The 16,373-nt window shown below is 58.6% G+C and carries 9 protein-coding genes; 8 read left to right on the top strand and 1 reads right to left on the bottom strand.

Features of this window, described 5'->3' with window-relative positions:
- The first annotated feature begins 71 nt into the window (after nt 1-71).
- The 8 genes from AC0V6Q_RS07760 to AC0V6Q_RS07725 all read left to right on the top strand — a co-directional run bounded on the left by AC0V6Q_RS07760 (nt 72) and on the right by AC0V6Q_RS07725 (nt 14,341).
- A complete protein-coding gene (locus tag AC0V6Q_RS07760; RefSeq protein WP_486167820.1) occupies nt 72-1,118 on the top strand; it encodes a LacI family DNA-binding transcriptional regulator in 1,047 nt (348 codons plus the stop codon).
- A gap of 19 nt (nt 1,119-1,137) precedes the next feature.
- Nucleotides 1,138-2,352 carry an MFS transporter gene (locus tag AC0V6Q_RS07755; RefSeq protein WP_486167819.1) on the top strand — a complete coding sequence of 405 codons (1,215 nt, stop codon included), beginning with the start codon at nt 1,138-1,140 and terminating at the stop codon, nt 2,350-2,352.
- 213 nt (nt 2,353-2,565) lie between these two features.
- On the top strand, nt 2,566-5,325 hold the full coding sequence (locus AC0V6Q_RS07750; RefSeq protein ID WP_486167818.1) for a bifunctional aconitate hydratase 2/2-methylisocitrate dehydratase: 2,760 nt from the start codon (nt 2,566-2,568) through the stop codon (nt 5,323-5,325).
- Nucleotides 5,325-6,602: an adenosylhomocysteinase gene (locus tag AC0V6Q_RS07745; protein WP_486167817.1), complete on the top strand. Its 1,278-nt coding sequence runs from the start codon at nt 5,325-5,327 to the stop codon at nt 6,600-6,602. Before AC0V6Q_RS07750 ends, AC0V6Q_RS07745 begins: the two co-directional genes overlap by 1 nt.
- A complete protein-coding gene (locus tag AC0V6Q_RS07740) occupies nt 6,602-7,681 on the top strand; it encodes an NAD(P)-dependent oxidoreductase (protein ID WP_486167816.1) in 1,080 nt (359 codons plus the stop codon). Before AC0V6Q_RS07745 ends, AC0V6Q_RS07740 begins: the two co-directional genes overlap by 1 nt.
- 155 nt (nt 7,682-7,836) lie before the next feature.
- Nucleotides 7,837-9,102, top strand: coding sequence for a serine hydrolase domain-containing protein (locus AC0V6Q_RS07735; RefSeq protein WP_486167815.1), 1,266 nt, complete (start codon nt 7,837-7,839; stop codon nt 9,100-9,102).
- Complete coding sequence (locus AC0V6Q_RS07730) at nt 9,099-10,532, top strand: metallophosphoesterase (RefSeq protein WP_486167814.1); 1,434 nt, start codon at nt 9,099-9,101, stop codon at nt 10,530-10,532. The genes AC0V6Q_RS07735 and AC0V6Q_RS07730 overlap by 4 nt, the downstream gene beginning before the upstream one ends.
- Entirely contained in the window at nt 10,529-14,341 is a 3,813-nt protein-coding gene (locus AC0V6Q_RS07725; RefSeq protein ID WP_486167813.1) for a GMC family oxidoreductase N-terminal domain-containing protein, read from the top strand. The genes AC0V6Q_RS07730 and AC0V6Q_RS07725 overlap by 4 nt, the downstream gene beginning before the upstream one ends.
- On the opposite strand, the gene AC0V6Q_RS07720 is transcribed toward AC0V6Q_RS07725, so the two are convergent.
- The gene (locus tag AC0V6Q_RS07720; protein WP_486167812.1) at nt 14,338-16,257 is read right to left on the bottom strand and encodes an autotransporter domain-containing protein; all 1,920 of its coding nucleotides are present in this window, start codon (nt 16,255-16,257) and stop codon (nt 14,338-14,340) included. The genes AC0V6Q_RS07725 and AC0V6Q_RS07720 overlap by 4 nt on opposite strands.
- Nucleotides 16,258-16,373: the final 116 nt, after the last annotated feature.

Genomic DNA, 16,373 nt, shown 5'->3' with positions numbered 1-16,373 from the left:
CGGTCACAGTAACCCTTGAATTGTGTTTCAAAATACGGTCTTATGCCTCCGGGATCAAAGGACGGTTAGACGTGGGTACGAAGCAACCCGTTACAATCAGGGACGTTGCAGCAGACGTTGGCGTTTCGCGCCAGACGGTTTCGCGCGTCCTGAATAAGGGGCCGAACGTGAAGCCCGCTGTACGTGCGCGGGTCGAGGAATTGATCGAGCGATTGGGCTATGTTCCCAACATCTCTGCACGCCGGATGCGCGGGTCGCGCTCTTACCTTATTCTTGCGATTAACGATCGACAGCGCACCTATGAAAACTGGCGTGCGGGCCGCGGCAATGACTGGGTTGACCAGATGCTTTTCGGTGGGATGACCGAGTGCGAACGGCAGGGCTATCACCTTGTGTTCGAGCTGATCGACACTCAGCCAGAAAAAGCGCAAGGACAGCTTTCCAAAGTCATCTCGGAGCTTCGACCTGATGGTGTGATCCTTACACCTCCCCACAGCGACAATGCGACGCTGACCGATCTGCTTGAGGAATTTGGCATTGCATGTGCGCGCATTGGCCGGCGTGACGGCGGCGCTTTTGTCGATGTGTGTATGGACGAGGCGGGAGCAGGCTTTGAGGCAGCGCGCCATCTGGCCGATCTGGATCACACCCGGATCGCTTATCTGGCGGGGTCGCCTTATTACGGAAACTCCTTGATGCGGGTGGACGGGTATCGCGATCTGCTTTGCGAGCGGGGCCTTCCTTACAAGGAGGACTGGATCGGCAAAGGCGAGTTCAATTTCGACACCGCGATCCCTGTGGTTCAAGCGTGGCTGGAACAAGAAGAGCGCCCTACAGCGATTATCGCGGATAATGACCAGATGGCATTTGCGGTGCTCCATGTGGCAGACCGCCTTGGGATCGGCATTCCGCAGGACCTTTCTTTGGTGAGCCTCGAAGACACCCCCGGTGTTCGCCTGAGCGTGCCGCCAATGACGGCCATCCGGCAACCGACAGCGGCGATGATCGCAAAGGCGTGCAGCGGCCTGATTTCAGAAAGTTCCGGCTCATCGGCTGGCGGCCGGTATGAATTGCCGTTTGAGCTTGTCCGGCGTGAGAGCACAGCTCGCCTCAAGTAGGCGAGCGAGCCTGGCTGTGATGTTCCCCCGCTCAGCATTCTGGAGCTACGGGCTTGCGTTTCTGGGGGCGCACCTTGCCTTTATGCCCCTGCTCGTGCTGCTTTTGCCAAGGCGGGTCGAGGCGCTTTTCCCTGACGATGCGGCGGTTGTCCTGAGCCTTCTCTTGCTGACCGGAGGGGCGGTCGCCGGGCTTTCCCATATCGTTGCAGGCGCGTTGAGCGACCGATGGATGAGGCGGTACGGCAATCGAAGAGGGCTGATTGCAATCGGCGCAGGGCTGCTCTTTTTGGCCTATATCGGCTTTGCCCTTGCAGACAGCAAAGAGACGCTTCTTGCTGCGATTGTCTATTTCCAGACTGCACTCAATTGCTGTTTTGCCCCCTTGGGCGTGCTGTTGGCTGACCATTTCCCGGATGAGGTGAAGGGGCGGTTGAGCGGGCTCAGCAACGCAGCTTTGCCAACCGCGACCCTTCTGGTTGCTCCGGTCGCCTGGTTGTTTCCCGAAGACGATTTTCGCGCCTTTATTCTGATCGGCGCTGTTGCCGTTTTATGCATGATGCCTTTGTTGCTGTTCTGGAAATTGGGCGATGCAATCGGAAATGATGCGTCTGCAAGCAAGCAAGGCAGGGCTTTCACACCAAGGCTGAAAGTGGACTTTACCCTTGCCTGGACATCGCGCTTGCTTGTGCAGACGGGCGCAGCTTTCGCCATTGGCTATATCTACCTCTACATAACGGAAACGGGGATCGGCAAAGGAGCATGGCAAGAAGCGGGGGCAAGCGAGATACTTGCCGCGCTAACCGCGCCTGCCGCAGGGCTTGCGATTGTTGCGACGCTTCTTGGTGGCGCGATTTCGGACCTAAAGGCGATGCGAAGGGTGCCTTTGTTCGTGTCCGCATGCGTGTTCGGGCTTGGCATGGCAATGCTGGCCATTTTGCCGCAACTGGGCTGGTTCTTTATCGCTTATGGCCTTTTGCAGATCGGCCTTTCCGCCTTTCTTTCGGTCGATACAGCTATGGTCGCCCAACTTGTGGGTGCCAGTTCAAGGCGCGGGCTGTGGCTTGGCGTGATGAACCTGTCCAACACTCTCCCGTCCATTATCGCGCCCTCGATAGCGCTTGTGGCTTTGTCCGCCGAGGATGTAGCAAGCGCGCTTGCTCACCTGTTTGCGGGCTTCGCGATTGCGGCTTTTGTCTCGGGCTTTTTGATGCTGTTGATCCGAACGGTGCGATAAACAGCCCGAAACTGGCCCCGAAACTGGGCCAAAATCTCGCCGTGCCGCAGGGTCAACCTGCGTCATTGATGGACGCCCTTTACAGTCGCAGTGCAAAATTGCTTGCGCCACTTGCCTGTCTTGAATACCCGCTCACGCTGGACGTCACGCGCACGCTCGATGCTTTATCAGCCGTCGATGCCGCGCAATCACTTTAGAGAATTGGGATCTGCCATGAGCCTTTACGCATCATACCTCGACGAGATTGAAACCCGCAAAATCCAGGGCCTTTCGCCAAAGCCGATTGACGACGGCGCTTTGGTTGCGGAACTGATAGCGCAGATCAAGGACAAGAGCCACGAGCACCGTGCGGACTCGCTCAATCACCTGATCTACAACACGCTTCCCGGCACGACTAGCGCGGCGGGCGTCAAAGCGGCGTTCTTGAAAGAGATCATTTTGGGCAAAGAGGTTGTGGCTGAGATCACACCGGATTTTGCCTTCGAGCTTCTCTCCCACATGAAAGGCGGCCCATCGGTTGAGTATTTGCTCGACCTCGCGCTTGGCGCAGATGCAGCCATTGCGGCGCAAGCAGCGGACGTTTTGAAGACGCAGGTGTTCCTTTACGACGCGGACACCGATCGGTTGGCGGCAGCGCATAAAGACGGAAACGCGGTCGCGACCGAAATCCTTGAAAGCTATGCCAAGGCAGAGTTTTTCACCAAGCTTCCCGAGATCGACGAAGAGATCAAAGTCGTCACCTATATCGCAGGCGAGGGCGATATCTCGACCGATCTTTTGTCTCCCGGCAACCAAGCGCACTCGCGCTCTGACCGCGAACTTCACGGCAAATGCCTGATTTCACCAGAAGCGCAGGCGGAAATCACCGCGCTTAAGGAGAAGCACCCTGATGCGCGCGTGATGTTGATCGCGGAAAAAGGCACGATGGGCGTGGGCTCCAGCCGTATGTCCGGCGTCAACAACGTCGCGCTTTGGGCGGGTAAGCAGGCGAGCCCTTATGTGCCGTTCGTCAACATTGCGCCGGTTGTGGCAGGCACCAATGGCATTTCGCCAATCTTCCTCACCACTGTCGGCGTGACCGGCGGCATTGGATTGGACCTCAAAAACTGGGTCAAAAAGGTCGATGAGAACGGCGAGGTTGTGAAGGATGGCTATGGCGACCCGATCCTCGAGCAGGCCTATTCGGTCGAAACCGGCAAGGTCCTGACCATCAACACCAAGACCAAAAAGCTTTATGAAGGTGACGAAGAGCTCGCCGATGTATCGAGCGCTTTCACCGCGCAAAAGATGGAGTTTATGAAGGCGGGCGGTTCTTACGCCGTGGTCTTTGGCAAGAAGCTTCAGACCTTTGCGCAGACGACCTTGGGCTTGCCGCTCAAATCGTCTTACGCGCCCAATCGCGAGATCAGCCACGAGGGCCAAGGCCTCACCGCGGTCGAGAAAATCTTCAACCGCAATGCTGTGGGTGTTGCCGAGGGCCAAATACTCCACGCTGGCTCTGATGTGCGCGTAGGCGTCAACATCGTGGGTTCGCAGGACACCACCGGCCTGATGACCAGCCAAGAGTTGGAAGCGATGGCCGCGACTGTGATCTCGCCAACGGTGGACGGCGCGTATCAGTCTGGCTGTCACACGGCGTCGGTTTGGGACAAGAAAGCCCAGACCAACATCCCCAAACTGATGAGCTTCATGAACAAGTTTGGCCTCATCACCGCGCGCGACCCGAACGATCAATATCCGGCGATGACCGATGTGATCCACAAGGTGCTGAACGACCTCACAATCGACGACCGCGCGGTTATTGTCGGCGGCGACAGCCACACTCGTATGTCCAAAGGTGTCGCTTTTGGTGCGGACTCCGGCACTGTGGCTCTGGCGCTCGCCACGGGCGAAGCAACCATGCCGATCCCCGAAAGCGTCAAAGTGACCTTCAAGGGCACACTCAAGGACCACATGGATTTCCGCGATGTGGTTCACGCGACACAGGCCCAGATGCTGAAGCAATTCGGAGACAACGTCTTCCAGGGCCGCGTAATCGAAGTGCACATCGGCACACTCCTGTCCGATCAGGCCTTCACCTTCACCGACTGGACCGCAGAGATGAAGGCGAAGGCCTCGATCTGTATTTCCGAAGACGAGACCCTGATTGAATCGCTGGAAATCGCGAAAGGCCGCATCCAGATCATGATCGACAAGGGCATGGACAATGCCAAAGGCGTTCTGGCTGGTCTGATCGCAAAAGCGGACAAGCGGATTGCCGAAATCCGCTCTGGCGAAGTGCCTGCGCTGCGCCCTGATGCCGATGCGAAATATGCTGCTGAAGTCGTGGTGGACCTCGACATTATCAATGAACCCATGATCGCTGATCCGGATGTCAACAATAACGATATTTCAAAGCGTTACACTCACGACACCATTCGTCCGATCTCCTACTATGGCGGCGAGAAGAAGGTCGATCTGGGCTTCATCGGGTCGTGCATGGTGCACAAGGGCGATATGAAAATCCTGTCCGAAATGCTCCAGAACCTTGAGAAGCAAAACGGCAAGGTCGAATTCAAGGCGCCTCTCGTGGTGGCCCCCCCGACCTACAACATCGTCGATGAGCTGAAGGCGGAAGGCGATTGGGATTTGCTTGCGAAGTACGCAGGTTTCCAGTTCGATGACACCAATCCAAAGAACGCCGCGCGCACCGATTATGAGAACATGCTCTATCTTGAGCGTCCCGGCTGTAACCTGTGCATGGGCAACCAGGAGAAGGCGGCCAAGGGCGACACGGTGATGGCAACATCAACCCGTCTTTTCCAAGGCCGCGTTGTTGAGGATGCCGCCGACAAGAAAGGTGAGAGCCTTCTGTCATCGACGCCGGTTGTGGTGCTTTCAACGATCCTTGGCCGCACGCCAACGATTGAAGAATACACTGCTGCCGTTGAAGGCATCAACCTCACCAAATACGCCCCGCCCGTCGCTGCCTAGTGGTAGCGCCCGGCGACAGCACCTTTGGTGACAACGGGCCAGATCACCAATCCATCGTTGACGATGGAGCCTCGCGCATTGACTGGGTGGAGCAGCACTCCCCCGTCATGCGCGGCATGGTCCGCGACCGGCTTTCCGATGGCTCGCTAAAAGGCAAGCGCATTGCGGTTGTCGTCCATCTGGAGGCGAAGACCGCCTATCTCGCGCTGCTGTTGGCGGAGGCGGGCGCAGAGGTCATTGCGGCGGGAAGCAATCCTTCGACCACGCATGGTTCGGTGGTGGCGGCTCTGCGCGATCGTGGCATTCGCGTTGTGTCGGAGGCTGGCGGCGACCACGCCTCTTGGGAGCAAGAACTCCTCGCCGCAGCGGACCTTGAGCCGGAATACATCATCGATGATGGCGCAGAGCTTACCATGCGGATCGCCATGCACCGGCCGCAAGCTTTCAAACGCCTCAAAGGTGTATCGGAGGAGACCACCACCGGCACCGCGCGCCTCCATGCTTTGCATAGGGCGGGAAAGCTGCCATTTCCGGCGCTCACCGCCAATGATGCGCGGTGCAAACATCTGTTCGACAACCGTTATGGCACCGGACAGACCACGATGCAGGCGCTGTTGGCGCTCACGGGGCGCAAAGTTGCGGGGAGCCGCGTTGTCGTGGTCGGATACGGCTATGTCGGGCGCGGGATTGCCGAATATGCGCATGCCATGAATGCGGCGGTCAGTGTGATCGAGATGGACCCGGTGCGGGCGCTTGAGGCGCATATGGACGGTATGCGGGTCGGCACGGCGGCAGATGTGCTCCCCGATGCGCAGTTCGTTGTAACGGCAACCGGCGGTATGCGCGCTCTTGGTGAGCCGGAATTTGCACACCTCTCCCACGATGTAATCCTCGCCAATGCGGGGCACCACGATCTGGAGATTGATGTGGATCGGCTGGGCGAGATGGCCGATGCTGAAACGGTCTCCGGACCCGGCATTCACACCTTTAACCTTGGTGCGCGCGATATCCATGTCCTGTCACGCGGGGCGCTCGTCAATATCGCTGGCGGTAGCGGGCATCCGGTTGAGATCATGGATCTGACCTTCGCGGTTCAAGGTCTGGGCGCGCATCATTTGATCAACACCCCGATGGAGCCGGGCGTGCATATCCTGCCCAAGGCCGTCGATGATGCTATCGCTGAGGCAAAGCTCACATCGCTTGGGATCGGCCTTACCAAGGCGCGCGAAGAGCAGGCGGATGACCTGACCGGCTGGGTGGACAGGATGCCCTATTGATGAGCCCCGACACCGCCCACACCAACACCGAAGAAGGCAAAGCACAGATAGCCTGGGCGCGCCGCTTTATGCCGTTGAGCGCTGCGGCCATGAAAAGCATTACTGCGGGGAAGGGGGCGCATATCGGCATTGCCCTTCCGCTCGATCTAGCGACTGCAAGCCTCACCCAATGGCTCATGCAAGCGGGGCTTGAGGTCAGTATTCTGTTCGGTTCACCCGCCGATAACGCTGCCCATTTGCTCGCCGCGCTTGACGAGGTCGGGGCCCATATTTGCGAGACCCGCGACGCCTTTTTGCATTGCGGCTGTGATATTGTGCTGAGCGATCAGGGCGATCTGTTGCCGCACGGGATTTCAGGAGCGGTACTCACCAATGCAAATCCCGCAGAGCAACCGGCTGTGCCCGTTATCGACCTCAACGCATCGCCCTTGTTCCAGATGGCCTTCAGCCACGGCACGGGACAGGCTTGCGTGTCCGGTTTTCTCGATATCACCAATCTGCAAATCGCAGGCAGCAACGTGCTTGTCATCGGCTACGGCGGCGCTGGCCAAGGCGTCGCGAGATATGCCCGAAGCTTCGGCGCGCGGGTCATTATCAGCGAGCAGGATCCTGTAAGAGCGGTCAGGGCGAAACTGGACGGGCACGATGTGCAAGATGTCGACGCCGCCCTTCCCAATTCCGCAGTGGTGTTCCACGCCTCGCAAGCAGAACCCAGCCTTACCTTGCCGCAAATCGCAGAGCTGCCAAACGGAGCATTCCTGTGCAATGCAACGCGGAATGAAAATGCGTTTCCGCTTGCGGAGATGGAGGCGTCCGGACGGGGCAAAACGATCCGTGATCACGTGATACAGTTTGATCTCGCACGCGGCATCAATTTCAAACTGGTGTGCGATGGCAGGGCCATTCACGCTCGCGCAGGCACGGGTCTGCCACTAGAATTTGCCGATCTACAGGTCGCCGCACTCTTGCATTCCATCGCCGGGCTTACCGGTTCGTCTTGCGATTTTGGACCCGGCCTTCATGCGCTTCCCGCAAATATTGAAAAAGACCTTGCCCGGGCATTTCTTCTGAAAGACTGATTGCGCCTAGTACGTGCTTTGACCACCAAAAGGTTCAACGAATACTTGCGAAGTACAAGTTAAGGAGGCGCCCCTAACCCGGTCTTAACCAAACTACCCTAGCCCCTTCGAACGACCATGCGGCCCTTCGCCTCATGCGATGGCGGGGTTATTCGATGCAATCACACTCAAGTTTGCCTTTGCAAGAAGGCGTGTCACAGGCCGGGTCCTCAAAAACGGGACCTTGCGAAGGCGCGAGGGGATTTGTCGCGAAAGGGTTCGAGCCGGTCGCTCACGCTTTTGCAGCAGTTGTTTTGTCAGGCGAGGCGCTGGGCGCGGCTTGCACGATCATCCATAATGATGAGGTTCTGGTCGACCTTTATGGCGGGTGGAAAGACAAGGCCGCCACGCAAGAGTGGGCCGAGGACGATATCACCCTCGTCTATTCGCTGACCAAGGGCCTCACCGGTATGGCGGGCGCGGTTGCGGTGTCGCGCGGGCTGTTTTCTTACGAAGACAAAGTCGCCGACATCTGGCCCGAATTTGCCGCTCATGGCAAAGGTGATGTGACCGTTGGTGAGGCATTGTCAGAGCAAGCCGGTCTTGCCGCGATCGACTTTAAACTCAGCCTCAAGAACCTTGGCGATGAAGAGGCGATCTGCGCTGCCATTGCCGCGCAAAAGCCCAATTGGACCCCGGGAGCCCACTCGGGCAACCACGCCTACACGCTGGGTTGGATTGCAAGCGAGCTGATCCACCGCCGCGATCCCGATGGCCGGCGCTTGCCGCAATTCTTTGCCGAAGAGATTGCGGGCCCACTCGGGCTCGATGTGTTTGTCGGACTGCCGCAGAGCTTTGACCGGTCACGTATCGCGCGGATCAAGGGCTTTGGGATGGAGGATCTTTTCATCCATCACACGACGATGCCCTGGGCGCTGACGTTCAGGATGTGCCTGCCGGGCACTTTGCAATTCCGCACGCTCAACAATCCGCTTGTGCTCGAAGGGCCGGGGGCTCTCGATAATGAAGACTTTTGGAAGGTCGGGCAGGGGGCCGCTGGCGGCATGGCGTCTGCGCGCGGCCTCGCGTATGCTTACAATGCCTTTGCGCAAGGCGGCGAGAAACTGGGCATCACCCCCGAGGTTATGGCGATCCTCAAAACTGGGCATCCTTACCCGCACAAGGGCATCATAGACCAAGTCCTGACCGCAGACATGTACTATTCCTACGGCTTCGAAAAACCGTTTGAGCAATGGGAATTTGCCCGCACGCCTAGCGCCTTTGGCAGTTTCGCGGTCGGCGGAAGCCTCGCGTTCTGCGACCCCGAAGACGGCGTTTCCTATGCCTGGATCACCAATCAGCTCGGCACCGGCAAGTGGGACGACCCCCGCGAAAAAATGGTGCGCGATGCCTTCTACAACTGTCTGGAGAACCGCTCATGAGTATCGCCCATGTAATCCTGTCCGATATTCACCTCGGCGCGCGCGACAGCATTATGACGCACCTTGGCGGCCATGAGGAGATCGTGGATGGCCCATCCGAAGTGATGAGCGCCTTTGCCCAAGGCATGCGCGCGACTTTGGGCGATACCCGGCCGCAATTGGTGCTCCTCGGCGATGCGCTTGATCTGGGGCTTTCCCCTTTTGGCGATGTTTCAAAGAGCTTCTTACAGCTGCTTGATGCGTTTTTCCCAGCGGATGGCGAAGACCTGTTCGCCCGTGAGATTATCTATATCGCTGGCAATCACGACCACCATTTGTGGCGCATTGCGCAGGACCAGGGGTTCTTGGACGCAGTTGAAACTGGCGAGATTCCCGGAGACCTTGCGTCCACAAGTCGGATATTCGGGACTCCATCGCGCCGTTGTCGTTTGATGGAAAGCCTGCTGCGTCACCGTCCGCATCTCGCCGATGCAAGCGTGCGCATTGCTTATCCGAACTGGGGCATCGCAAGCGAAGAGCTGAACCGCGCTGTGGTCATGCACCACGGGCACTACCTCGACGGAATGTACCGCGCTCTGTCAAATATGCGCGGGTTTCTGGGGGGCACTGAGCCGCGCCCTGCGACCATGCAACAATTGGAGCAAGAGAACGGGCCTTGGATCGACTTTCTGTGGTCAGACCTCGGCTCTGCTGGCGAAGTCGGCAATGAGGTGGGCTCGCTTTATGAGACCATGCTCAGCGCTGGTGCCAGCCACGATTTTGCAGAGAGCCTAGGCCGCAGGATTACCGGTGGTCTGCACTCCAAGCTTGGCATCAATCCAAAGATGGAGCTGAAATACGGCATTACCCTCGACAATTTGATCAAGGCTGGCGTGGATTTGACAGCTGGACGCGCAGCGGAGCGTCAACGTGACGGCCATGGACACGTACTTGGGGCAGACGAGGTCGATGATCTTGGCTGGTATCTGGGCGGACCTGTTGCTCTGGAGATGGAGCAGGAACTGAGTTTCATACCTCGTGAGGTGAATTTCATTTTCGGCCACACGCACAAACCGTTTCAGGACGAGTTGATGGTCGATGGCTTCGATCTGCCTGTAGGCATCTTTAACACCGGCGGTTGGGTGCTCGACGAACCGACGCTGATGCCGGTGCAAGGCTGTGCTGCGATACTGGTTTCCGATGATCTGGAAGTGGCGTCCTTGCGCCTTTTCAACGATCCAACAGATGGCACGATGGCGCCGGTCCGCGTCGAGGGCAGCGGGCGCAAAGCCAAGTTGGTCGATGAGGCTTCGGCAGCCGTTGAAGCGGCGAGCGCCGCGTGGGCCGACTTCTCAGCAATCGTGCACCAGCGCATCATTGAGGAGGCCGACAAGCGTGTCGCCAAGCTCCTTGAAGCATCCAATGCAGAACTTCGGGAGGCAGCAGAATGAGCATTCAGCAGACCCCATTTGGGCAAAAACGCATCGCTAAGGCTCTGAGTGAAGCCAAATCTCACTACACCGTTCTCGTCGTCGGCTCGGGCTATGGCGCGGGCGTTGCTGCCTCGCGTCTCGCGCGCGCTGGACAAGATGTTTGCGTGCTTGAGCGCGGCAAAGAGATGTTGCCGGGCGAATACCCCAACAAGATAGCCGATGCGCAAGACGCGATGCAGTTCAACGTCAAAGGCGGCCGCATCGGCGCGCCTGACGCGATGTTCGAAGTGCATGTGAACGATGATCAATATGCGCTCGTCGGTTGCGGCCTTGGTGGGACTTCGCTTATCAACGCAAACGTCTCTCTGGAGCTCGACAAGCGCCTGCTTGACCAAGCGCACTGGCCCCAAGCATTCCGCGATGATCCGCATATGGTCGACGCTTACTATGAGCGCGCCCGCGAAATGCTGAGCCCCAATGCGTACCCGGATACGCACCCTAAATTGGGCAAGTTGGAGGCGCTGGAGCACTCGGCCAAGACAATGGGGGAGCGCTTCTACAAGACCCCGATCAACGTCAATTTTGAGGACAAGACCAACAAGTTTGGCGTGCCTCAACCGGCTTGCAACAACTGCGGGGATTGCACCTCGGGCTGTAATGTGGGCGCGAAAAACACCACGCTTATGAATTACTTGCCCGATGCGGTGAACCACGGGGCGGAAATCTTCACACAGGCGAGGGTGAGCCATGTGGAGCGCGTTGGCGATGTCTGGCACGTCCATGTCGAGCACAACGATGGCGGTGAGAACCGCGCTCCGGTCGTCATCACCGCTGACCACGTGGTGCTGGGCGCTGGAACCCTGGGTTCGACTGAAATCCTGTTGCGCTCACGTGAGAAGGGTCTCGCGCTCTCAGACCGCCTTGGCGCGAGTTTCTCTGGCAATGGAGATGCGCTGGGCTTCGCCTATGACAGCTATTTCAAGTCCGAAAAGAAGGACGATGAGGTCCACGCAGAGCCCTTCTATGCAATCGGTGTGGGCGCAAATGACGTGGCGAAAGAGGCCTATCCCGGCCCGTGCATCACCGGCGTTATCGACATGCGCGACAACGCTGACCCGACCAAAGGCCTTGTAATCGAAGAGGGTGTTGCCCCCGGCATTCTCGCCGCTGGACTTGGCCCGGCGTTCTTCTTTGGAGAGGCATTGGCAGACGGTTTTACCCGCTTTGGCTTTGACCAGGTCAAACCGCGTTTGATGGATGCAAAAGCCATGGGCGAGGCGGTGCAGACCGATCCCGGCTCCATCGCAGACCTCGCGTTCAAAGGCCCCATGGCGCGCACGCTCACGTACCTTGTGATGAGCGTTGACGACTCTGGTGGTCAGCTCAAACTCGAGGACGACCGTCTCACCATCGAGTGGAAGCAAGCCGGCGAGCAGCGCACCTTCCGCCGCGACGATAACAAGATGCGTGAGGCCGCAGAGGCGATCCAAGCGCAATACTTTTCTGATCCTTTGTGGTCAGAGCCAATGGGACAAAAGCTTATCACAGTGCACCCGATTGGTGGCTGCGCTATGGGTGATGATGCGCAAACCGGCGTTGTCGATGACAGCTGCCGTGTGTTCGCTGGCACCTCGGGCACTGACGTGCACGAAGGGCTGTATGTGTGCGATGGCGCGGCAATACCGGGCGCGGTGGGTGTGAACCCGCTGCTCACCATCACCGCCGTTGCAGAACGCGCGATCGAAAAGCTGGCGCAGCGTCAGGGTTGGCAGATCGACTATTCGCTTGGCAGCGAAGGCCCGCTGCCAGAACCTATTGAGGCAGAGGAAGTCGAAGTCGAAGCCCAAAAGGTCCCGCACAAGGAACACCTCAAACTCGGCATCGCCAAATGGGTGGCGGGGCACGCGCTTGGCCGTTTTGCCGACAAGATCACCGCTGCTGCGGAGCATTTCAAAGCGGGCTCAATCGAGGAGGGCAAGGCAGCGATCCGCAACCTTGTGAAAGAGCATCCCGAAGCGATGAGCCCGGGCATGGACTTCACGGAAACGATGGCGGGATACATCTCCGCCACCGGCTGTCACCACCGCCCATGGGGCCATGTGGAGCGCATCCGCGATGACTATGAGAACGGTGCGGCTTGGGGCCAGTCGGAAAAGAGCCTGTGCTCCTTCAAATTGACCGTTGCGACCGACAATCTCCACCGCATGATCGAGGATAAGCAACACCGCTCACGGATTACGGGTGAGGTGTTGATCACTGACATTTCACCAGAACCACTGAAGGTTCGCGAGGGTGAATTCAAATTGCTGGTCACCAATCCTGACCGCGCGGAAAGCTGGACCATGAATTACACCATGGTGCTCGACGGGCCGGAAGGTCCGATCCATTTCCACGGTCACAAAACCTTGGAGCAGCGTGGGAAATCCGACCCTTGGACGGACCTCACCACCCTGTTTGTGGCCCTGCGTCATGGCGATGAGGATGGCGAGCTTATCGGGCGCGGCGTGCTCAAGCTCGGTATTGATGAGTTTATGCGCCAGCTAACCACCATCACCGTGCACGACAGCGACACGCTGGTGGGGCATGTGGTGAACCTGATCCCGAAAGCCAAAAAGGCCATCGAGACCTATTTCATGGCGAAATATGCAGGCTTTTTCGCGATGAATGTGTTCCGTGCCTATGGTGGGATGCTGGCAACGCTCAACGATTTTCCCACCAAGGATGCCGGGAACCTCGTGCTGCGTGAGCTACATCTGCCCAAGGCTGAGCGCTATACTGTTCCCACCGATGACGGCGTGAATGTGGGGCTCACCCGCTATCGTGGTGGCACTCGCGGGCCGATAATGCTGGCTCCCGGTTTCTCGGTTAAAGCCTCCAGCTTTGCAACGCCCACGGTCGAGAAGAACCTTACCGAAAGCCTTGTCGAAGAAGGCTATGACGTGTGGCTGTTCGACTACCGCGCCAGTGCGGATTCCGGCAACGACCAAGTCAAACCGCCTGAGTTCTGCATCGACGATATCGCGAGGCTCGACTGGCCAGCGGCCATCGCCAAAGTGCGGAGTGTCTCGGGCGCGGACAGCGTCCAAGCGCTTGCTCACTGTGTGGGGTCAATGAGCCTTCTGATGGGCATAGGCGCTGGTTGGGTGAGCGATGTGCGCTCGCTCATCAGCTCGCAATTGACGCTCCACCCGGTGACCGATTGGCTCAACTACATGAAGTCGGACCTCGGCATTGCGGGCGCGCTTGGCGAAGTTTCCTTGCTCGACGGGCATATGGATTTCGTCAGCCAAGGCACTGATGCCGACAATCAGATCGATGCGGTCATGTACCAGGTGCCGATGCCCGAGGGGCAGGAATGCAAAAGCCCGACCGTGCGCCGTGTGTTTGGCGTGTTCGGGCCAAGCTGGGACATTCGCCAGCTGGGGCATGACACATACCTGGCGCTGGGCTCCATGTTCAGCCGCGTGTCACTATCACCGTTCGAGCATTTGCAGGATATCATGCGCAAGGGCCTTGCGGTGAACAGCCAAGGCGATGCGGTCTACACCACCGAAGATGCGGCGCGCCGTCTCGCCTTGCCGATCACCTTCCTGTCAGGGGCGACCAACCAGATATTCTACCCCGAGAGCGGGCAGAGAACGCGGGTCTGGCTGGGCCAGCACAATGGCAAGGACTTCTATTCGCAAGCCATTATTCCCGATTACGGCCATATGGACCTGTTTATCGGCCGCAATGCGAGCAAAGAAGTAACGCCGCTGCTTCTGGAAGAGCTGGAAAAGCTCGACCAAAAGACTGGAGGGGCAAAAGCTGCGCGTCGATCTGCTTAGAACGAGACAGTCACATTGGCATTCCCGCCAATGTGGCTGAACTCGCTGTCGGCGAAGGTCGCGGTTCCGTTTACGCCGATTTGCACTTTGCCAAAGGTCTTGGAAAGGCCGCCTTCGACCCGTCCGTAATTGCGGTCGCCTGCGCGCGCGACCGCGCTGCGGGTAAAGTCGGGGATGGTGACAAGCGCGGAATTCACTTGCTGTGACCCGCCACCCAAACGCACGTGGTAAAAACCTGATAGGTGGGCATCAATTCCGGCAAACTCTGCTTGCGCGCGCGCTCCAACCTCTGCGAATGTCTTGTCCAGCGTCAGGTCTGAGACCACTTGCGAAAGGCCCGTCGCGCCGCTCTCGGTGAAGCCATCCACATCGCTCTCTGAATAGCCCACGCGCAAGGTCGGGCGGATCGTGATCACAGGAGCCGGCGCGATCGAGCGCGAGGCTTCAAAGACCACCGCCATGCTGTCACCTTCGGTCTCTCCGACAGACGTTTGCCCTGCCACATTGGTGACGCGGGCAAGGTTCTCGATATCGTCAGAGCCGTAGCTGATGGCGGCTGACAGATCGGCGAAAGGCGTTTCGACCGTGGCAAAACCGCTGAAATGCAAGGAGCGTTTGTCGAACCCTCCGCCAACAAAATCGAAGTCCACATCGGTGTCGGAATACCCCAGCGCTACGCCCACGGTGAAGCTGTCGAGCAGGGTGTAGCCAAGGGCGATTTGTGCGCCCGGACCATCGGCCTCATACCCCACCGCATAGGTGTCGCGGGTGCGGCGCATGCGGTTGTATCCCACGCGTCCTGCGACCCACAGACCATCGCCCTCAAGCCGAAGGAGCGAGCGCGCTTGTTCTTCGGTGGCAAAGCGGCTGAATTCGGTAAGCGCTGGCAAAGTGCGCGGCGCGTTGATCGTATCGGCAAGGAATGCGGCGGAAATCTCATGGCCGCGCGCGGTCGGGAAGAACGCGTCCCAGAACAGGAACTGATCCTGCACAGATCGGTCGGCATTGACGCAGGTGGGCACGAGCGAGCACGGGTTGCTCACGTCGCTAAACCCGTACTTCGCAGGGTTGGCTGCGATATCATTGGTAAGCGTGAATGTATCAGCAAGGAGCAAAGTGCCATCGCCGGTGTTGAGCCCCGATAGCGAGGTCGCCAGCCCCTGGTTGGTGGTGGTTGAGAACAGCGTTGCCAGCTGCACTCCCGATAGCCCGCCAGCGCGCGCGGCCGGCGTCTGCCCGATGTTGGGAAGGTTTGAGACAAGCACTGTCCCAGCGCCTGCATCAAGCAATCTTTGCGCCGAGGCGGCAGTGTTCACAGCGTTTGCCTGAGCCCCTGAAATCGCAAGCTGTGCGGCCTGATCAGGGGGCGCCATGGTGAGGGCCGCCGTGTTCAAAGCCAGGGCTGCGTCATTGCCCGAGGCATAAAGAAGCATCACGTCGCCTTCGCCAAGGCTGCCAACGCGGGCGAGGTAATTGTCGACCTGGCTCGCAATATCGGTGTCGTTGAGTGATGCAAGGCCGCGCCCGATGGGGCCGGGAATAGAGCTGCCATTGCCAAGCAAAATGCCGCCTGCAAGGCTCACCGGAAGCTTGTCTGAAAACGCATTGCCGACCGCTTCATTGCTGATGTCAGCCAGATTGAAATCAAGCAGCTCGGGCAGGATCTCTGCCGCTGTGCGCCCGTTGGAAAAACGGTTGCCAAATCCGGGAGGTGAGGGCGGGAAGTTGGGATCATCATTGGTCCCGTTCGCCTGATTGCCCGCCTCGATAATCTCAGGAATGTTCCCCGGATCAGCGATATTGTCGCCGAAAGAGCCATAGCTTTGCGCAAATGCGCCTTGCGACATGCAGGCGGCAAGAGAGGCCAGCGAGACGCCAACCCACCTTGCCTGAGCGAGCTTTGATAAACCGATCATATTTCCCCCTTAAGGCCCCTAGTGTGCACTGCACCGGCCTGATCTGGAGCGCTTCTAGGGGACGTGGTATTTGCGTTCGGTGATGTGCGTCACACATTGCGGCGATCTGGCGTCAC

It is taken from the genome of Erythrobacter sp. S227 (genome assembly GCF_057364925.1).
The sequence above is the reverse complement of the archived record's forward strand: the minus strand, read 5'-3'. Positions and strand labels throughout refer to the sequence as shown.

Excerpts from the sequence above, each read along its gene's own strand:
- AC0V6Q_RS07755 (WP_486167819.1), top strand. The coding sequence starts at position 1,138 with ATGTTCCCCCGCTCAGCATTCTGGAGCTACGGGCTTGCGTTTCTGGGG.
- AC0V6Q_RS07750 (WP_486167818.1), top strand. The coding sequence starts at position 2,566 with ATGAGCCTTTACGCATCATACCTCGACGAGATTGAAACCCGCAAAATC.
- AC0V6Q_RS07740 (WP_486167816.1), top strand. The coding sequence starts at position 6,602 with ATGAGCCCCGACACCGCCCACACCAACACCGAAGAAGGCAAAGCACAG.
- AC0V6Q_RS07735 (WP_486167815.1), top strand. The coding sequence starts at position 7,837 with ATGCAATCACACTCAAGTTTGCCTTTGCAAGAAGGCGTGTCACAGGCC.
- AC0V6Q_RS07730 (WP_486167814.1), top strand. The coding sequence starts at position 9,099 with ATGAGTATCGCCCATGTAATCCTGTCCGATATTCACCTCGGCGCGCGC.
- AC0V6Q_RS07725 (WP_486167813.1), top strand. The coding sequence starts at position 10,529 with ATGAGCATTCAGCAGACCCCATTTGGGCAAAAACGCATCGCTAAGGCT.
- AC0V6Q_RS07720 (WP_486167812.1), bottom strand. The coding sequence starts at position 16,257 with ATGATCGGTTTATCAAAGCTCGCTCAGGCAAGGTGGGTTGGCGTCTCG.